The 17,834-nt window shown below is 38.8% G+C and carries 13 protein-coding genes; 10 read left to right on the forward strand and 3 right to left on the reverse strand.

The window, feature by feature from the left end:
- Positions 1-607 precede the first annotated feature (607 nt).
- From MKZ26_RS21670 to MKZ26_RS21700, 7 genes are all read left to right on the forward strand, one after another.
- Entirely contained in the window at positions 608-1,564 is a 957-nt protein-coding gene (locus tag MKZ26_RS21670; protein ID WP_340767497.1) for a sugar kinase, read from the forward strand.
- 10 nt (positions 1,565-1,574) lie between these two features.
- Positions 1,575-2,594 (forward strand): zinc-binding alcohol dehydrogenase family protein, encoded by a 1,020-nt coding sequence (locus MKZ26_RS21675; RefSeq protein ID WP_340767498.1) that lies wholly within the window; start codon positions 1,575-1,577, stop codon positions 2,592-2,594.
- Between the two features lie 15 nt (positions 2,595-2,609).
- On the forward strand, positions 2,610-3,230 hold the full coding sequence (locus MKZ26_RS21680; RefSeq protein WP_340767499.1) for a bifunctional 2-keto-4-hydroxyglutarate aldolase/2-keto-3-deoxy-6-phosphogluconate aldolase: 621 nt from the start codon (positions 2,610-2,612) through the stop codon (positions 3,228-3,230).
- Between the two features lie 13 nt (positions 3,231-3,243).
- Entirely contained in the window at positions 3,244-4,320 is a 1,077-nt protein-coding gene (uxuA, locus tag MKZ26_RS21685; protein ID WP_067211018.1) for a mannonate dehydratase, read from the forward strand.
- Positions 4,317-5,153, forward strand: a complete 837-nt coding sequence (locus MKZ26_RS21690) for an SDR family oxidoreductase (RefSeq protein WP_340767500.1) — start codon at positions 4,317-4,319, stop codon at positions 5,151-5,153. The genes uxuA and MKZ26_RS21690 overlap by 4 nt, the downstream gene beginning before the upstream one ends.
- 32 nt (positions 5,154-5,185) lie before the next feature.
- Positions 5,186-6,187 (forward strand): LacI family DNA-binding transcriptional regulator, encoded by a 1,002-nt coding sequence (locus tag MKZ26_RS21695; protein WP_340767501.1) that lies wholly within the window; start codon positions 5,186-5,188, stop codon positions 6,185-6,187.
- Between the two features lie 175 nt (positions 6,188-6,362).
- Positions 6,363-7,715 (forward strand): gluconate:H+ symporter, encoded by a 1,353-nt coding sequence (locus MKZ26_RS21700; RefSeq protein WP_067211010.1) that lies wholly within the window; start codon positions 6,363-6,365, stop codon positions 7,713-7,715.
- Between the two features lie 952 nt (positions 7,716-8,667).
- Here MKZ26_RS21700 and MKZ26_RS21705 read toward each other — a convergent pair.
- Positions 8,668-9,462 (reverse strand): STAS domain-containing protein, encoded by a 795-nt coding sequence (locus MKZ26_RS21705; protein WP_340767502.1) that lies wholly within the window; start codon positions 9,460-9,462, stop codon positions 8,668-8,670.
- A 799-nt stretch (positions 9,463-10,261) separates the two neighbouring features.
- On the opposite strand from MKZ26_RS21705, the gene MKZ26_RS21710 reads away from it, so the two are divergent.
- Complete coding sequence (locus MKZ26_RS21710; protein WP_340767714.1) at positions 10,262-12,466, forward strand: transglycosylase domain-containing protein; 2,205 nt, start codon at positions 10,262-10,264, stop codon at positions 12,464-12,466.
- Between the two features lie 255 nt (positions 12,467-12,721).
- Here the strand turns inward: MKZ26_RS21710 and MKZ26_RS21715 are convergent, their stop codons facing one another.
- Together MKZ26_RS21715 and MKZ26_RS21720 are read right to left on the reverse strand one after the other, a co-directional pair.
- Positions 12,722-13,336 (reverse strand): SDR family oxidoreductase, encoded by a 615-nt coding sequence (locus tag MKZ26_RS21715; RefSeq protein WP_340767715.1) that lies wholly within the window; start codon positions 13,334-13,336, stop codon positions 12,722-12,724.
- A gap of 569 nt (positions 13,337-13,905) precedes the next feature.
- Complete coding sequence (locus MKZ26_RS21720; RefSeq protein ID WP_340767503.1) at positions 13,906-15,063, reverse strand: M20 family metallopeptidase; 1,158 nt, start codon at positions 15,061-15,063, stop codon at positions 13,906-13,908.
- A gap of 169 nt (positions 15,064-15,232) precedes the next feature.
- On the opposite strand from MKZ26_RS21720, the gene MKZ26_RS21725 reads away from it, so the two are divergent.
- Both MKZ26_RS21725 and MKZ26_RS21730 read left to right on the forward strand, forming a co-directional pair.
- Positions 15,233-16,606, forward strand: coding sequence for a M20/M25/M40 family metallo-hydrolase (locus MKZ26_RS21725; RefSeq protein ID WP_340767716.1), 1,374 nt, complete (start codon positions 15,233-15,235; stop codon positions 16,604-16,606).
- Between the two features lies 1 nt (position 16,607).
- Positions 16,608-17,828, forward strand: a complete 1,221-nt coding sequence (locus tag MKZ26_RS21730) for a M20 metallopeptidase family protein (protein WP_340767504.1) — start codon at positions 16,608-16,610, stop codon at positions 17,826-17,828.
- The last annotated feature ends 6 nt before the right edge of the window (positions 17,829-17,834 follow it).

The following is a 17,834-nucleotide window of genomic DNA, read 5'->3' on the forward strand; positions in this document are numbered from 1 at the left end:
TGACGAATAATCATGTAACTCTCGTCAGTGCAGTTTGATAGGGCTGACTCAATTAGCCATTTTCGGCCATGCAGTCGCAAGATGGTTGGTACGCGATCTGCTTTTTGAAGTCAGTCTTCAAGTTGCACTTCCACAAAAAATGGTACGCTTACTGCTTAGTAAACACATAGAGATTGGAACCTAATCACTCGGTTCTTGGAAAGTGTACCTATCGCCAGCAAAGCAAATTTTCCGCCAAGGCTGTGCAATTCATCGTCAGAATCGCCAGTAGGTTACTCGTCTACTAAGGTTCATCCTCCGGTAGTTCCGCCTTGTAATCTACCTATACCCGGGTGAAATTAAGATAAACCACTTTAAACAGAAAACTTTTTTACGACTATATGTTGAATAAATGAATACCTATATAAACTGGACGAATCTGTAGAAAGCATTCTCTAAAAACACTTGAAAATAATGAGTAAGAAAGAGAGTTTTTAGATTTCATAAACTAATGCTTGATTATGTAAGCCTTTTCATTGTATAATTTACTAAACCGATTTAGTAAACCGTTTTATTGAATTAATTATAGAACTAATAGCAGCTCGAATTGGCATAAAGGAGGAATTATGTGTCTTCAAATTTTAGTATTCTAACACTTGGTGATGGTCTTATTACGATGAATCCGGCAGATACTGGTCCTTTACGATTTGTAACAAACTTTTCTCGTAAAGTGGGCGGGGCAGAATTGAATTTTGCAATTGGATGCTCTCGTCTTGGTCTTAAGTCAAAATGGGTGAGCCGTTTAGGAAATGACGAGTTTGGACGGGTCATTTACAATTTCGCGCGTGGTGAAGGCATCGATGTGACGAATGTCGAACTCATGGATGGGTATCCTACCTCGCTAAACTTTAAAGAAATTCAAGAAGACGGTTCGGGCAAGACGTTTTATTATCGCCATCAGTCTCCTATGCTTACAATGGAACCAAAAGATATTACGAAAGACATGTTTGAAGGAGTTGATGTGATTCATCTCACCGGCGTGTTTTTATCGATAAATCCAAAAAATATTGAAATCGTGAAACAAGTTCTTGAAATTGCAAAAGAAGCAGGAATTCCAGTCTCATTTGATCCGAATCTACGGTTGAAAATGTGGACGATTGAAGAAGCAAGAGCGGCGTTTATGCAAATATTCCCGTATGTAGATATTCTCTTGACAGGACTCGATGAAATCGAACTAATTCTTGAAGATTCTTCAGATGAAGCACTAATTGACTGTGCAAAGCGTTTCCAAATAAATCAGTTCGTGATAAAAGATGGTGCAAACGGTTCAAGAGTTCTAACGGATGGTACTTGGTATGAAAAAGAAGCATTTAAAGTCAATCCTGTGGACACAGTTGGTGCAGGGGATGGATACGATGCTGGTTATATCTACGCATATTTGAATGGTTTTTCTCCGCAAGAAAGACTGGAATTGGCAAATGGCGTCGGAGCTCTTGTTACAACTGTATCCGGGGACAATGAAGGACTTCCTTACTTAGAAGAAGTATTGCCCTTCATCCGACAAGAAAAAGGTATCGAAAGGTGAGGTGGACAAGATGAAAGCTGTTCAAGTCAGGAAAGCGTATGACCTTGTCATCAATGAAGTCGAACAACCGAAACTAGTTTCTACTACGGATGTACTGGTGAAAACGAAGCGCGTAGGGATTTGTGGATCGGATATGCATATCTACCACGGAACGAATCCGCTTGCGACATTGCCGCGCGTGGTCGGGCATGAAGTAACTGGCGAAGTGGTGGAAACGGGAGTGGATGTCACAACGCTTAAAGTCGGAGACCATGTCGTCGTAGAACCGATTAGTTACTGCGGCGAATGTTACGCATGCCGCAAAGGACGTCCGAATGTCTGTGAACAACTATCGGTGTTTGGCGTCCATGAAGACGGTGGGATGAGAGAGTATTTCGTTCTTCCTGAAAAGCAACTCCACGCAGTCGATTCGACGCTTGATTGGAACGAAGCTGTTATGGCGGAGCCTTACACAATCGGCGCTCAAGCGACATGGAGAGGTCGAGTCGGGAAAGGTGATACTGTTCTTATCCAAGGAGCAGGACCGATCGGAATCTGTATCTTGAAATTCGCCAAACTACAAGGTGCATCTGTTATGATGACCGATTTAAGCGAAGAACGTTTGGCATTCGCACGGGAAAACGGAGCGGATAGGATAGTCCAAGTAGGGTCGGAAGATGTGAAAGAACGCGTGAAAGAATGGACGCAAGGCGAGGGAGCAAACGTCGTCATTGATGCAGTGTGTCTGCCGATGACATTTGAACTGGGGATTGACGTTGTTTCGCCAGCTGGAACGGTTGTTGTCCTTGGTTTCGATGAAAGACCGGCTCAAATTCCACAGTTATTAATAACGAAAAAAGAGATAACCATTGTTGGTTCAAGATTGCAAACGAACCAAATGCCAAGAGTTGTTGAATTGTTAAACACAGGAAAACTTCGTCACGATGGATTAATCACACATACATTTGCACTTGCTGATGTGCAAGAAGCATTTACATTTGTGGAGAATAATCCAGATAAAGTTCGCAAAGCTGTTATTGTATTCGACTAAGGGAGGCTAACAATCATGTCAAAGTTTGAAACTCATGCACAAATAGCGGCATCTAAAGTTGTTGCGGTCATTCGCGGAAGTGATGCAGAGGAAGCCATCCAGTTGTCAAAAGCAGCTGCTGAAGGTGGTATTCGGGCAATCGAATTGACGTATACGACGCCAAACGTTCAAAAAGTGTTCGAAGAGTTGCAATATGAGGACATTCTTTTAGGGGCAGGAACAGTTTTAGACCCCGAAACCGCACGTCATGCCATTTTGGCTGGTGCGAAGTTCGTCGTAAGTCCTCATTTCAATAAAGACGTGGCACGTATTTGCAACCGTTACGGCATTCCGTATTTCCCGGGTTGTATGACAATTCGTGAAATGGTGGAAGCGCTTGAATCAGGTTGTGACGTATTGAAACTGTTCCCTGCAAACGACTTTAAGCCGTCATTCATTAAGTCAGTGAACGGGCCATTACCGCAAGTGAAGATTATGCCAACAGGTGGCATCAATCTAGACAATATAAATGAGTGGCTTGCTGCGGGTGCAGTTGCTGTTGGAATCGGCAGTGATTTAAATAAAGCATACAAAACGGGTGGGTACGAAGCAGTAGTGGAACTGAGTAAACAATATATAAACAAAATTTCACAATAAAAGGAGTGGCATAATGAATATTACATTTCGTTGGTATGGAAGAGACAATGACACTGTCACACTCGACCACATAAGGCAGATTCCTGGCACAAAAGGTATCGTATGGGCATTGCACCAAGTGCCTGCCGGAGAAGTTTGGAAAAAAGAAGCCATTAAAGAAGAAGTCGATTACATTAAATCATTCGGTTTCCATGCGGATGTTGTTGAAAGTGTAAACGTTCATGAAGCTATCAAAATTGGCAATGAAGATCGTGCTAAATACATTGAAAATTATAAAGAGACAATCCGTAATCTTTCAGAGTTCGGCGTTAAAGTTATCTGTTACAACTTCATGCCAATATTTGACTGGACACGTACGGAAATGTTCCATCCGCTAGAAGACGGATCTACGGCGTTATTTTATGAAAAGGCAAAAGTAGATGGCCTTGATCCAAAAGAGTTAATCCGGACAGTAAGTGAAGCTTCAGATCTGACGCTTCCAGGTTGGGAACCGGAGAAATTGGATAAGATTACAGATCTTTTCGAAGCATACAAACAAGTGGACGAAGAGCAACTTTGGGCAAATCTTGAGATTTTCTTAAAAGAGATCTTACCTGTTGCAGAAGCTTGCGGCATAAAAATGGCGATTCACCCGGATGATCCACCTTGGTCGATTTTCGGTCTGCCACGCATTATGACAGGTCCAGAAAGTTACGAAAGACTGATTGCCATTTCTGACTCCGAGTCAAATGCATTTACAATGTGTACGGGCTCAATGGGCGCAAATCCGGAGAATGATATGGTTCAAGTCGCCAAGAAATACGCTTCACGTGCTCCATTCTCGCATATCCGTAATGTGAAAATTTATGATAACGGTGATTTCGTAGAAACATCTCATTATACGCAAGATGGCTCAATTGACGTAAAAGGTGTCGTCGAAGAACTAAATAGGCAGAACTACGATGGATACGTCAGACCTGACCATGGTCGCCATATCTGGGGAGAAGTTTGCCGACCAGGTTACGGATTGTATGACCGTGCTTTAGGCATCATGTATTTATTAGGATTATGGGACGCATATGAAACGAAAAAAGCGAATGGTGAATCATGATTCCAATTCATAACAACCTAAATGGACGGGTAGCCGTCATAACAGGTGGCAGTGGTGTTTTATGTTCAGAAATGGCGCGTGAATTAGCGCGCCAAGGCGTTAAAGTGGTAATTCTAAACCGTGACGCTGAAAAAGGTCAGAAAATCGTTGACAGCATTAAAGAAGCTGGAGGTACAGCCATTGCATTAGCGGCGAATGTGCTGGATAGAGCATCATTGGAGCGTGCACGGGTTGAAACCGTTAAACAATTCGGCCAAGTAGACTTGCTCATTAACGGAGCAGGTGGCAATCATGCTGATGCGATAACCGATCCGGAGATCTATGATGAACAAGAAGAGGGTAAAACTTTTTTCGATTTGGATGAAAACGGTTTTTCTGAAGTATTTTCTACAAACTTTACCGGTACTTTTTTGGCAACACAAGTATTCGGAAAAGAACTATTAAAATCAGAAACACCTTCTATATTGAATCTCTCATCAATGAGTTCATATACGCCATTGACGAAAGTACCAGCGTACAGTGCAGCAAAAGCTTCTATCAATAATTTTACGATGTGGCTAGCTGTTCACTTCGCGGAAACAGGGATGAGAGTAAATGCGATTGCTCCTGGTTTTTTCCTAACAACTCAAAATCGTGGTCTGCTGCTCAATGAAGACGGTAGCCATACTGCACGGTCAACTAAAATTATTGCAGCTACACCGATGAAACGATTTGGTAAACCTGAAGATTTACTTGGGGCAATGCTGTTTCTTGTTGATGAATCGTGTTCTGGTTTTGTTACAGGAACAACAATTCAAGTAGATGGAGGCTTCATGGCTTACTCCGGTGTATAATGGTGTAAAGTTAGATAATGGAGTTGGATCATTTGAAGAACATAACAATCGCGGACGTAGCAAAGTTAGCAGGGGTATCTAAAAGTACAGTTTCTCAATTTTTAAACAAACGATATGAGTATATGAGTGAGCTTACACGAGAACGAATTGAATTGGCAGTCGAAGAATTGGATTATCGTCCAAACATAGTAGCGCGCAGCTTAACGCAGAAGTCTACTTTTACCGTCGGTGTCATTGTCGCAAATATACTTCATTCGTTCTCTACTCATATTATCCGTGCGATTGAAAACAAGTTTTATGAACACGGTTTTCATATAATTGTCTGTAATGCGGATGATGAACCGGAAAAAGAAAAGGAATATATCGAGATGCTCATGGCGAAACAAGTGGATGGGATTATCATATTTCCAACAGGTGGAAATATCGACTTATACAAAAGAATGAAAAAATCTGGTTTTCCACTTGTTTTTATGGACAGGACAATCGCGGATCTCGGGATTGAAACTGTTCTTCTCGATAACGATAAAGCAGCAGAATTGGCTGTTAACCATTTCGCTGAAAGCGGTTACAGCAAAATCGCCATTGTTACTACGTCGATCATTCGAAATATAAGTCCACGAATTGAACGTATTCAAGGATATAAAAGAGCGTTAGAGAGTCATCAGTTGAATGTTAACGCAGACTATGTGAAGACGGCTGACTCGGATGCCATATCATCGGCTCTTGATGAATTGTTCGAGCTTGTTGCTCCACCAGAGGCCATATTGGCGGGGAATGATTTCGTGCTCATGGAAGTACTGAAGTATATAAAAAATCATAATTTAATAATCCCGGCAGATGTAGCTGTTATCGGTATTGATGACGTGCCATTTGCTAGTTTTTATACACCCTCAATTACGACCATTTCACAACCGATGATTGAAATGGCTAATCTGGCTGTTAAATTACTCATGAAGCAAATGAATGAAAAAGAACAAGGGGAACCTGAGGTATATCGGTTACAACCAACGTTAATTGCAAGAGGATCTTGTTGATGCAGTCTGCCGAAGGATGATTACCGTTGCTTGTTATGATAAAACAGGTTAGTACATAAAATCACAATTGGTAGCATCAATTGCTGTATATCAAAGAAATAGAGATGAACTCTAGAATAGTTGCCAACATCGTTTAAAACTATACCAACACTGTAGTTAACAGGGGGAGAAAGTTATGCCATTAGTAATTGTCGCTTTAGGGATTATTGTTTTACTCATATTAATCATGAAATTTAATATAAATACATTTATTTCATTAGTGGTTGTTTCATTCTTAATCGCTTTAGCTTTAGGTATGCCAATAAATGAGATTGTTAAATCAATTGAAACTGGCATGGGGGGAACGTTAGGTAGTATCGCATTAGTCTTTGGGTTAGGAGCGATTCTTGGTAAGCTAATCGCCGATTCTGGTGGTGCTCAACGTATTGCAATGACGTTGATTGAAAAATTTGGATTGAAGTATATCCAATGGGCTGTTGTAGTGGCCTCATTTATACTAGGGATTGCATTGTTCTTTGAAGTAGGTCTAGTATTATTAATTCCGATCGTTTATCAAATTTCTAAGCAAATAAAAGTACCGTTTTTATACTTAGGACTGCCAATGTCGGCCGCGTTATCAGCTACACATGCATTTTTACCGCCACATCCAGGTCCTACAGTTATTGCCAATGAATTCGGCGCAAACGTAGGATTGGTATTGCTTTACGGTTTCCTAATTGCAATTCCAATCGTCATTATCGCGGGTCCAATATTCACAAAGTTCGCGAAAAAATTTGTACCAAAAGCTTTTGATAAAGACAGTACAAGCGGTAGTATCGCTTCTATAGGTGAAACAAAACAATTTAAACTGGAAGATACACCAGGATTCGGTATCAGTGCTTTCACTGCATTATTCCCGGTTATTTTAATGGCTTTCTCAACAATCGTCAAACTGTCTAGAGATGCAAATGATACAGAAAACGTGTTTTTTGACCTAGTTACAATGATTGGATCTCCAACAACTGTTATGTTGCTGTCTGTATTACTGGCAATCTATACAATGGGTATCGCACGGAAAATTCCAATGAAACAGCTTATGGAATCAGCAGAAAACGCAGTCAGAGCTATCGGTATGATGTTACTGATTCTTGGTGCAGGTGGCGCACTTAAGCAAGTATTGATCAATGGTGGAGTTGGCGATTATGTCGCTGTCCTTTTTGAAGGTAGTGCAATATCACCGTTAATTTTAGCTTGGCTGATTGCTGCTGTTATAAGAGTAGCACAGGGATCGGCAACGGTTGCAGCATTAACGACAGCTGGACTCGTCATTCCAATGATGGCAGGTACAGATGTCAATTTAGAATTAATGGTATTAGCAACAGGTGCAGGTAGTATCATTGCTTCACACGTTAACGATACTGGTTTCTGGATTGTTAAAGAGTCCTTTGGCTTAACGATGAAAGAAACATTCGCAACTTGGACTGTGCTAGAAACTGTTATTTCGGTGAGTGGTCTCGGTTTTGTTTTACTTCTAAGCTTATTTGTTTAATAGGGGTATGAAATTAGTAAGAATATAAAAAGAGGAACTGTCCGGAAGGCTGGATGTCATTCAGCTTTTGCGGGCAGTTTTTTGCAGGTAGTGATAGTTCCATAAACAAGAAAAAAGCATGATCCTTATACAAAGGGGATCATGCTTTTTCCATACCCCGATAAAAAGGGGGGGCACTCGGAAAATTTGATAGTTTTTTAATCACACAAACTGTTCTTTCTGACGAATAATCATGTAACTCTCGTCAGTGCAGTTTGATAGGGCTGACTCAATTAGCCATTCCGGCCATGCAGTCGCAAGATGGTTGGTACGCGATCTGCCCTTTTGAAATCAGTCTTCAAGTTGCACTTTCACAAAAAATGGTACGCTTACTGCTTGGTTAACACATTAGAAATGGAACCTGATAACACGGTTCTTAAAAAAGTGTACCTATCGTCAGCAAAGCAAATTTTCCGCCAAGGCTGTGCAATTCATCGTCGGAATCACTTGTAGGTTACTCGTCTACTAAGGTTCATCCTTCGGTAGTTCCGCCTTGTAATCTATGTATACCCATGTTGCATTAAGATAAACCACATTGAGTAAAAATATTTAAACTTGCAAAGTTATGGTAAGTGTACAGATCTTTGAAAAACCCTTCGAGTAAAAAGATTCAAGATCTACATTCTATATGGGGATTGCTATGATTTGGTATGGGAGGATGGAGACTAAAGAGTAAAAATTAATATGCGTTTATCGTAGAGATAGTGATTGTCATGCGGTTTGAACTTATGGTTGCTGTGTAGAAACAATCGTGACTATCACGATTACTTGCCAGCACAGCTACCGTTTCTTAGGTATTCATATGGAAAATACTTAGTCAGATTCATGCAGGTAAGATGCTTCTTTTGATTTAAATGAGAAAATAGAATATCCCAATTTCAAGTAACCGAGGGATGTGGATTTATTCACCTATTTACTCTTGTTCTTTTTTATCAAACGTCTCCAAGAACTGTTGAACGTTACCATAGGTTTTCAAATTCTTTGTATCTATCCCTAGCTCTACAGTAGTCATGGCTAATTGCGGTCTTACGCCTGTAATGACAGTTTCAATTCCGAGCAACTTTAAGATATCGATTATTTGAAAAACATGTTGAGCGACATAGGTATCAATCACATGGATTCCTGAAAAATCAATTACCAACAATTCGATATTTAACTTCGTTACCTTCGGAATCACAGTATTTGTAATGTAAGTTGATCTTTCTTCACTAAAGTCACCAATTAGGGGTAAAATTGCAATGCCATCTCTAATTGGAACAATGGGTGCAGCAAGTTGCAAAATTTCTTTTTCAATTGCTTTAATTACTTTTTGATTACTTTCATTAAACTTTTTAGTAGTGTTACGAATAGCATCGTCAAAAACAAATGTGATTTTTTCGTAAAGTTTAGCTACTCCTTCCGTATTATATTGCTCCAGAAGACCCTTTTTTTGAATTTCTTGCATGAGAGACAGACGAAAAGTACTTATTATTTCGATAGTATCTTTAAGTAAAGTGCCATCTTTGTAATAGTAGTTATCAATGTCATATTCTAAATTTAAGTCCTCTATTTCTTCGTTACTTGAAAGAAGCGTTTTCGAAAACTGGCTTATTAAAACGGTCAATAGCTCTTTGTGTTTTGCAATTTGCCCTTCTGTCAAATGTAAATGTAATTTAGCTATAGCTTGTTTTAAACACTTGTCCGTGAGAGCTGATTTCTCTGTTTCCATGTAAACTCCAACTGATTGCACTATTCGTTCATTCCTCTCTTATTTCGGGTAGCTACTTAATAGAAGTATCCCTGTGTTATGCTAACTTTTTATATTTCAGTAGGGAAGGAAATGATAACTCTATTCCTAGTATTTGGTGTTGTTTAACGAGTACCCTTTTGAGGATAAACGTAACTTAGTAACTAGAGGTTTCATAATTATTCCAACCTCTCCATTTTACCACAATAAACACTTGTCAGGCTAATTCAGTGTGACAGTTAGCGGAATAATAGCTACCCAAATGCTATTCCAAAGTAGATGGGGGATTGAACAATCTCAATAAAAGGGTGAGAAATTAGATGACTACTGAAAAAATATTGATGATGATTCAGGATAATCATGGTTACTTCCAGGAACACATAAAAAAATAGGAATTGGGGCAATTCTTATGGGTGTAGGATTTCTGAAATTGAACAAGCTGTCAGTTAGTTCAGGAAGAAAATGGTTGCTGATAATGGCTTTGAATTGTTGGATACAATATTCCTACATGTCTCATGATTGACTGATCATGGGGCAATCGTACTATTGATTACATTAATGCCTATGAAACTTTCACTATATTTTTTTATAAGTACTCAGAAGTGTAAAATGTTTGTCTTTGAGCTCTTCAACTTGTGGTGATACCTGGCATCGAATGCGACAATGACACTATTGATATCGTATTGGAGTTAGTTTAGTGTTGGAAAGTAGGTATGGGTTGCCAGAAGTTAGTGTTAAATTATTTGGCAATAAAGTAGAAGGTGGTATTAGATTGAGTAGAATGGAACGAAGGAATAAACAAGCACGATTAAGCAGAAGTAAAGAATGGTTTAAATCGAAAAAACTCATCAGTAGACTAGTAGTCGTCTCCATAGGTATTATCTTTTTTGGTCTATTGGCATTTACGATTTTAGTGATATTTAGTGATGTAAGTAAATTGGACATTGTTGAACCAAAACCTACATATATTTACGATATAAATGGCGAGGTAGCTAGTAAAGTGTCTAACTCGAAAATAGAAGGAGTGAGTTTGGAGCAAATTCCAACAGAACTCATTGAAGCTTTTGTCGCTACGGAAGACCAACAATTTTATAAGCATAACGGAATTAATTACTTTGGGATTACCAAAGCACTCATGAAAAATCTAGTTAAAGGTGAAGTGGTTGCTGGTGGTAGTACAATTACTCAACAACTTTCGAAAAATGTATTTCTAACAGCAGAAACTACTTATACACGTAAATTCAAAGAACTTATATTCACAAAGAAAATAGAAAGAACGTACTCAAAAGATGACATCATGGAACGCTACCTAAATCAAATCTATTTTGGTGAAGGCGCCTGGGGTATTCAACGAGCAGCACACGTCTATTTTGGAAAAGATGTTAGTGAATTAACTTTAAACGAATCAGCTACACTAGCTGGACTAGTCAAAGCCCCATCTAACTTATCGCCTTATAAAAGCATGGAAAAAGCGGTTGAACGAAGAAATATCGTGCTGTCATTAATGAAGAGCGAAGGGTATATCAATCAAAAGGATTTCGATAAAACAATAGATCAACCGATTGTATTAACGGATAAAGAGACCATCGATTATAAAGGAAAATATCCATATTATGTGGACTATCTAATCGAGGAAGCAGTAGATAAGTACGGATTAACTGAGAATGAAGTGTTATCTGGGGGACTTCATATTTATACGGAACTAAACCCCGTTATTCAGGACGCTACGGAAGAAGTCTATCAGAATGAAAACAATTTTCCAGTTAGCAAGCCCGATCAACTTATTCAAAGTGGATCCGTATTTCTTAATCCTAAAACGGGTGGGATTAGCGCGTTAGTTGGAGGAAGAGGAGACTATACGTACAAACGTTTTAATAATGCGACAAATTTAGTAAGGCAACCCGGATCAGCCTTAAAACCGCTTGCTGTTTACACTTCTGCATTGGAGCAGGGGTATGACTTTGACGATATGCTGGTTGATGAACCAATCAATATAGACGGCTACCAACCACAAAATATTGATAAACGATACCGCGGACATGTGACACTGTATGATGCACTAATAAACTCTTATAACATACCTCCAGTTTGGCTATTAAATGAAATTGGAATTGAAAAAGGTTTTAGTACAGTTGAACGGTTTGGTATTCCTTTAGAAAAAGAAGATCATAATCTCGGGTTAGCACTTGGTGGCTTACACCAAGGAACGTCACCCTTGTTAATGGCACAGGCTTTTTCCGCATATCCTAACGATGGAATAATGATGAAAGCTCATGCTATATCAGAAATAAAGGATGCAGAAGGAAAAATAATTGGTAAGTGGAGTGACAAGTCTTCGCAGGTTACAGAACCGGAAGTTGCTCAAAAGATGACGTATATGCTAAAAGGTGTTGTGGATAACGGAACAGCTAGCAATGCACAGATACCCGGAATAGACGTAGCTGGAAAAACTGGTACTACACAACTACCTTTCCCTGGTGTAGCTGGTTCAAAAGATCATTGGTTTGTTGGGTATACGCCAGATCTCGTAGGCGCGATTTGGTTAGGCTATGATAAAACAGATCAAGACCATTACTTGACAGCAACAAGTGGTGTCACCGTTACAACCATCTTCCAACAAATAGTATCTAAATCCATGAGTGAATTGCCTAACAAGGAATTTAATTTACCATTGGTTGAAAAGAAAAAAAAGAAACAAAGTAAAAGGAAAGACAACGAGCGGAAGAAAGATAAAGAAAACAAGAAGGATAAAGAGGATAAGAAAGATAAAAAGAAGATCAAGGATAAGGACAAGGACGAAGACAAAGACAAAGACAAAGACAAAGACAAAGACAAAGACAAAGACAAAGACAAAGACAAAGACAAAGACAAAGACAAAGACAAAGACAAAGACAAAGACAAAGACAAAGACAAAGACAAAGACAAAGACAAAGACAGAGACAGAGACAGAGACAGAGACAGAGACAGAGGCAAAGACAATGACTAACAAAAAGACATTCAGTAAACCATGATAGTTACAATAAGCCCTCATTTTCGATACCAAGAAAATGAGGGCTTATTGTATGTTCTTTGTCTGAAATTACCGGCTGTTCATTTAGCTAGGTACTGCATTATAGGGATTGTTGCTTTCGAGTGTATGTTTACGTTTTGTCCATGACATGATTGACAATTTCACGTCCAAAGACTGTAGAACACCCTGTAATAAACTAAATCTTTTCATCTCTATCACATATCTACCTGATTAAACCCTATTTAATGCATCCGAAACCTGATCCTCACCAGACACAAGATCAAATGAACGATTAAAAGTGTTTTCCTTCGTTAAAGTTGCTAAAATCGTCTTGGCTACGTCTTCTCGTGGAATAGTTGAAGTAGGTAAATCTTCGGCAATCGAAACGTTTCCGGTACCTGGTTCATTGAGAAGACCTCCAGGACGAATAATCGTATACGTCAAGTCACTTTGTTCAAGGATTTTATCAGCGTGATGTTTTGCAGTCATATAATATTTCATGCTGCCCCAGTTTTCTCTTTTATTGGCATGAATCGCACTTACCATAATAAATTGATTGACGCCAAGTATTGTAGCAGCTTCTATCGATTTAGCTGCTCCATCCAAATCGATCAAGATTGTCTTGTCTGCCCCTGTATGTCCACCAGATCCCGCGGTGAAGACAAAGGCGTCACAGCCCCGTGCAGCTTCAACAATCTCCTCCACGCTTCCTTCCAAATCCGCATGCCTTGTTTCAATACCGATTGTCTTAAAAGCCTTTGCTTGCTCTTCATTTCTAATCATGGCTCTGATTGTATGTTCATTTTTTACTAGCCGTTGTACGGCAATTTGTTTGTTTAGTGGAATGAAGGGGAAGCATGGTCTGAAAAGTCATGAACAAATATACTTCTCGATGATATTTAATCATATGTAAAAATAGAAGTTTGGCTAAGGGAATTCCTTGGTCAAACTTCTATTTTTAATATAATCAATATATATGTTGAATTAAAGAATTTCGCTAAATTTACTGTGGCGCTCAATAAGGAGAGAGTATTAATTCGGGGTGTGGATTGTAGAACGCTTTGGGGAGGCCTTTCGCCGCGCCTGCGCTAGGGAGTTCATTATCGAGAGAAATGTGATTTTAAGATGTATATGCCGAGACTATAATGTGATTACTAGTTGATACTACTTATAGTCAAGAAAGACGCACTCCAGGTTGCAGATTTCATCACAGATAATGAAAAGCTCTTTCTCACATAGACCATCCAGCGCAGGCGCGTCTTTCTGGCTTATCGCGGGAGGCATCCACAAAGCGTCGAAGCGGTATTAGTGGGAATCCTAATTCATTTCTAGTACAAGGGCTTTTTCAGTGGCCTCCCAAAAACCTTTGTAAAGCGCATACACCGTATTCATTTGTTCAACATATATAGATTATATTAAAGTGTTTTAGTGCGGCTTACAACCATGCAAAATTCTGCGATAAAAGCACATTTTTCTGCAAAGGAATTGAATTGGATATGTTCGTTTCTCGCATGTGCACCATCTCCTGGAATTCCAAGTCCATCTATTGTTGGAATACCTAACTGAGATGTGAAATTGCCGTCACTACCGCCTCCGACACTGGACTCATTTATGTTCATACCGATTTTTTTACCTGCAATTTTCGCGAGTTCAAATAGTTTTTTATTTCCAACACTTTTTTCAAGTGGTGGTCTGTTTACTCCACCTGAAATTAATAGTGAGAACCGATCATCTTCAGTTGTAAGGGTTTTAAATAATTGTTCAATCCGTTTACCTTCAGCATCGGATGTAAATCTAAAATCGACTTCAATTCTCGCTTTTTCCGGGACTACATTACTAGTTGAACCGCCCTTTATTGTTCCTACGTTCACGGTAGTTCCTTGAGAATAATCGGTCAATCTCTCAAGTTTAACAATGATTTTTGCAATTTCTACAATTGCATTTAATCCATCCTCATGATGATTACCGGCATGTGCACTTTTCCCTGTTACTTTGATTTCGAATTGACCGACACCTTTCCGTTCAGTTTTTAATGCATTTGTTTGTGACTCTGGCGGTTCCATAACAAAAACAACGTCACAAGTTTTGGCAACCGATTCAATAATTTTTTTGGAAGACTCACTTCCTGTTTCTTCATCCGAAGTAAAGAGAAAAACGGGGGTGAAAGGAAGTTCTTTTTCTACGTTTAATAAAGAATTGATAGCCCAAATAGAAGATATGAGACCAGCTTTCATATCATAAATGCCTGGACCGGATATAATATTTTCATCTTCCACCAATTGTAATTCGCCTGCATTCCACACTGTATCATAATGGCTCATTAATAAAATTCTTGGTTTCAAGTTATTCTTCATTTCATAGAGTAGATGTGTAGCACTGTATTCTGTTGAATATTCTATTAACGTAAATCGACTGCCAAAGTGTTTGCGGAAAATCTCTTTAATTGTTAGTTCGCATTCTTTTAACAACTGTAAGTCGTGGCTAGGTGATTCAGCTTTAACAAGAGTAAGTAAATTTTGTTTTATAATATCTTCATTTGCCTTTAAAAACTCGAGATTTGTTTGCATTTTCATCCATTTCTCCTCAATTTTTTATTTTTTCTATAGCATTGTTTATATTATACATAGAAATCTAACTAATTCAATAATTTAGATAAAATCTATTGACATAATTCTGGATTCGATATAAAGTCGGTATAAGTAATTTAGGAAATTTTCCGATAAAGGTGATGAGCTTGAATTGATGAAACCTATACATGAATATATTGAAAAAAATCGTGAGTATTATTTAAATTGGCTCACAGAATTTTGCGAGATTCCAAGTGTGGCTGCCCAAAATAGAGGGATGAAGGAGAGCGTCTCTTATCTTGAGCATCTGTTTAGTAAAGCGTTCAATGTTCAGGCAGAAGTTTTAGATACTGGTGGACAACCTGTTGTTTTCTCGCATTTAACAGGAGAAACAAATACAATATTAAGTTTTTATAATCATTATGATGTTCAACCGGAAGATCCAATTGAATTATGGAATACACCACCATTTGAACCAACACTTGTTGGGGATCGATTATATGCTCGCGGGATTGCTGATAATAAAGGTAACTTAATAGCACGTATGGCAGCAGTTCATGCAATTAAAGAGGTAGTTGGTGAATTGCCTATTGATATTAAATTCATCTTTGAAGGTGAAGAGGAGATTGGAAGTATTAATCTCGGAGCATTCACCGATAAACATAGTGAAAAAATTAATGCTGATGGTTGTGTATGGGAATTTGGTTATAGGGATGCAGAGAATCGCCTTGAAGTATCGCTTGGCGTTAAAGGATTGTTATATGTAGAACTTTTTGCCAAAGGTGCAAATACAGATCTTCACTCTGCTCAAGCTTCAATTATTGGGAGTCCGGTTTGGCGATTAATTAAAGCATTGAATCTACTGAAAGATTCACAAGATCGAATATTAATTCCTGGATTTTATGATGATATTACTCCTATTTCCGAAGAAGAGTCACGAATGATCAGACAATATAAAATAAGTGAGACTGATTTATTGGAACACTTGGGTATTGATGAATTTATTAATAACTTAAAAGGTGAAGAATTGAAGAAAAAGCATATTTTTGAACCAACATGTAATATTTGTGGAATTCAAAGTGGATATACAGGTGAGGGATCAAAAACTGTATTGCCTTCGGAAGCGGTTGCAAAAATTGATTTTCGACTTGTACCTGGCCAACTACCAAATAAAATATTGGTATTATTGCGTACTTATCTGGATGCCGAAGGATTTATTGATATTGGAATACGAACATTCGGTAAAGAGATTGCAGTACGTACACATCCATCTGAAATAATTGTTAAAGCTGTATTAGAGACAATTGAGGAATATACGAAACAACCACCAAATGTGATTCCGAATACGCCCGGAACTGGTCCTATGTATGAACTAACTGAAAAATTCGGTATTCCAGCAGTTTCGTTTGGAGTAGGTAATTTCACGTCTTACACACATGCACCAAATGAAAACATCCGTGTTGAAGATTTTATTGATGGAATTAAAATGATGGCATCATTTATATTCAAATATGGAGAAGAAATGGGTCTTAGAAAGGGGGATAAGTAAGTTGGTCACTCAAGTTATAAATGAGAACTTTGAGAAACTCAAAGATGTACATCCGCAATTATACGAAGCAATTTTATCAAACTACGACGACCTTGTTGAAATTCGGAGAGATTTACGGCAACATCCCGAATTAGCCTTTCAAGAAGAACGAACATCTAAAGTGGTAGCTACATATCTGAGGCAATGGGGATATGAAGTGCAAGAAAGTATTGGAGGAACAGGTGTTATTGGAATTTTGAAGGGAAAAGAAGATGGACGAGTTCTTGGCTTACGTGCAGATATGGACGCTTTGCCAATGCTTGATGAAATCGATGAAAACTATCGAAGCATTCATGACGGTGTAGCTCATACATGTGGTCACGATGTCCATACGACGAATTTGTTAGGGGTTGCAAAGGTATTTTCCGAGATTGGCTTGGAAAAGGGGACACTTAAACTAATTTTCCAACCAGCTGAAGAAATTGGGCTCGGTGCGAAAAAGATGATTGAAAGCGGTGCACTCGAAAATCCAGTGATGGATATGATTGCCGGTCTACATGTCGCACCTGCATTAAAAGTTGGTGAATTTTCTGTTTCGAATGGTGTTTACAGCGGTGCTGCCGTGGATATATTCGAACTTACAGTAACAGGTAGAGGTGGACATGCAGCACATCCGCATCTAGCGGTCGACGCTGTTATGATCACTGCACAAGTTCTTGTTGCACTTCAACAAATTGTAAGTCGACAAATTGATCCGCTCGATTCAGTTGTGCTCAGTGTTGGACAAATTCAAGGTGGAACAAAAGGGACGATTCTTCCTAACACGGTGACTGTAAATGGAACTGTTCGTACGTTGAATCCAAAGACAAGAGAAGTTATGGAAGAAAACATGAGTCAAATCGCAGAGAACATAGCAAAAGCATTTGGAGGTTCTTGCAATTTAAATTATAACTATGTAACTCCAGCTTTAAAAAATGATGATGTATGTAAAGCGTTTTTCGTTTCTACAACAAGATCTGCATTTGGTCAAGATGCTGTTGGTTTCTCTAATCCCTCAATGGGTGGAGAGGACTTTGCATATTTCTCACAAAAAGTGCCGTCTGTATTTTTCCGGTTAGGTACGTGTTCGGGTGATTCTACTTCCAATGGAATCCATACAACTCGATTTAATGTTGATGAGAAAGCAATATTGTTTGGAATTGGTGCTTTAAGTAATTTAGCTCTATCATTTTTAAACAAATAAGAGGGG

It is taken from the genome of Sporosarcina sp. FSL K6-6792 (genome assembly GCF_038004885.1).
In the GTDB taxonomy this organism is placed as follows: Bacteria; Bacillota; Bacilli; order Bacillales_A; family Planococcaceae; genus Sporosarcina; species Sporosarcina psychrophila.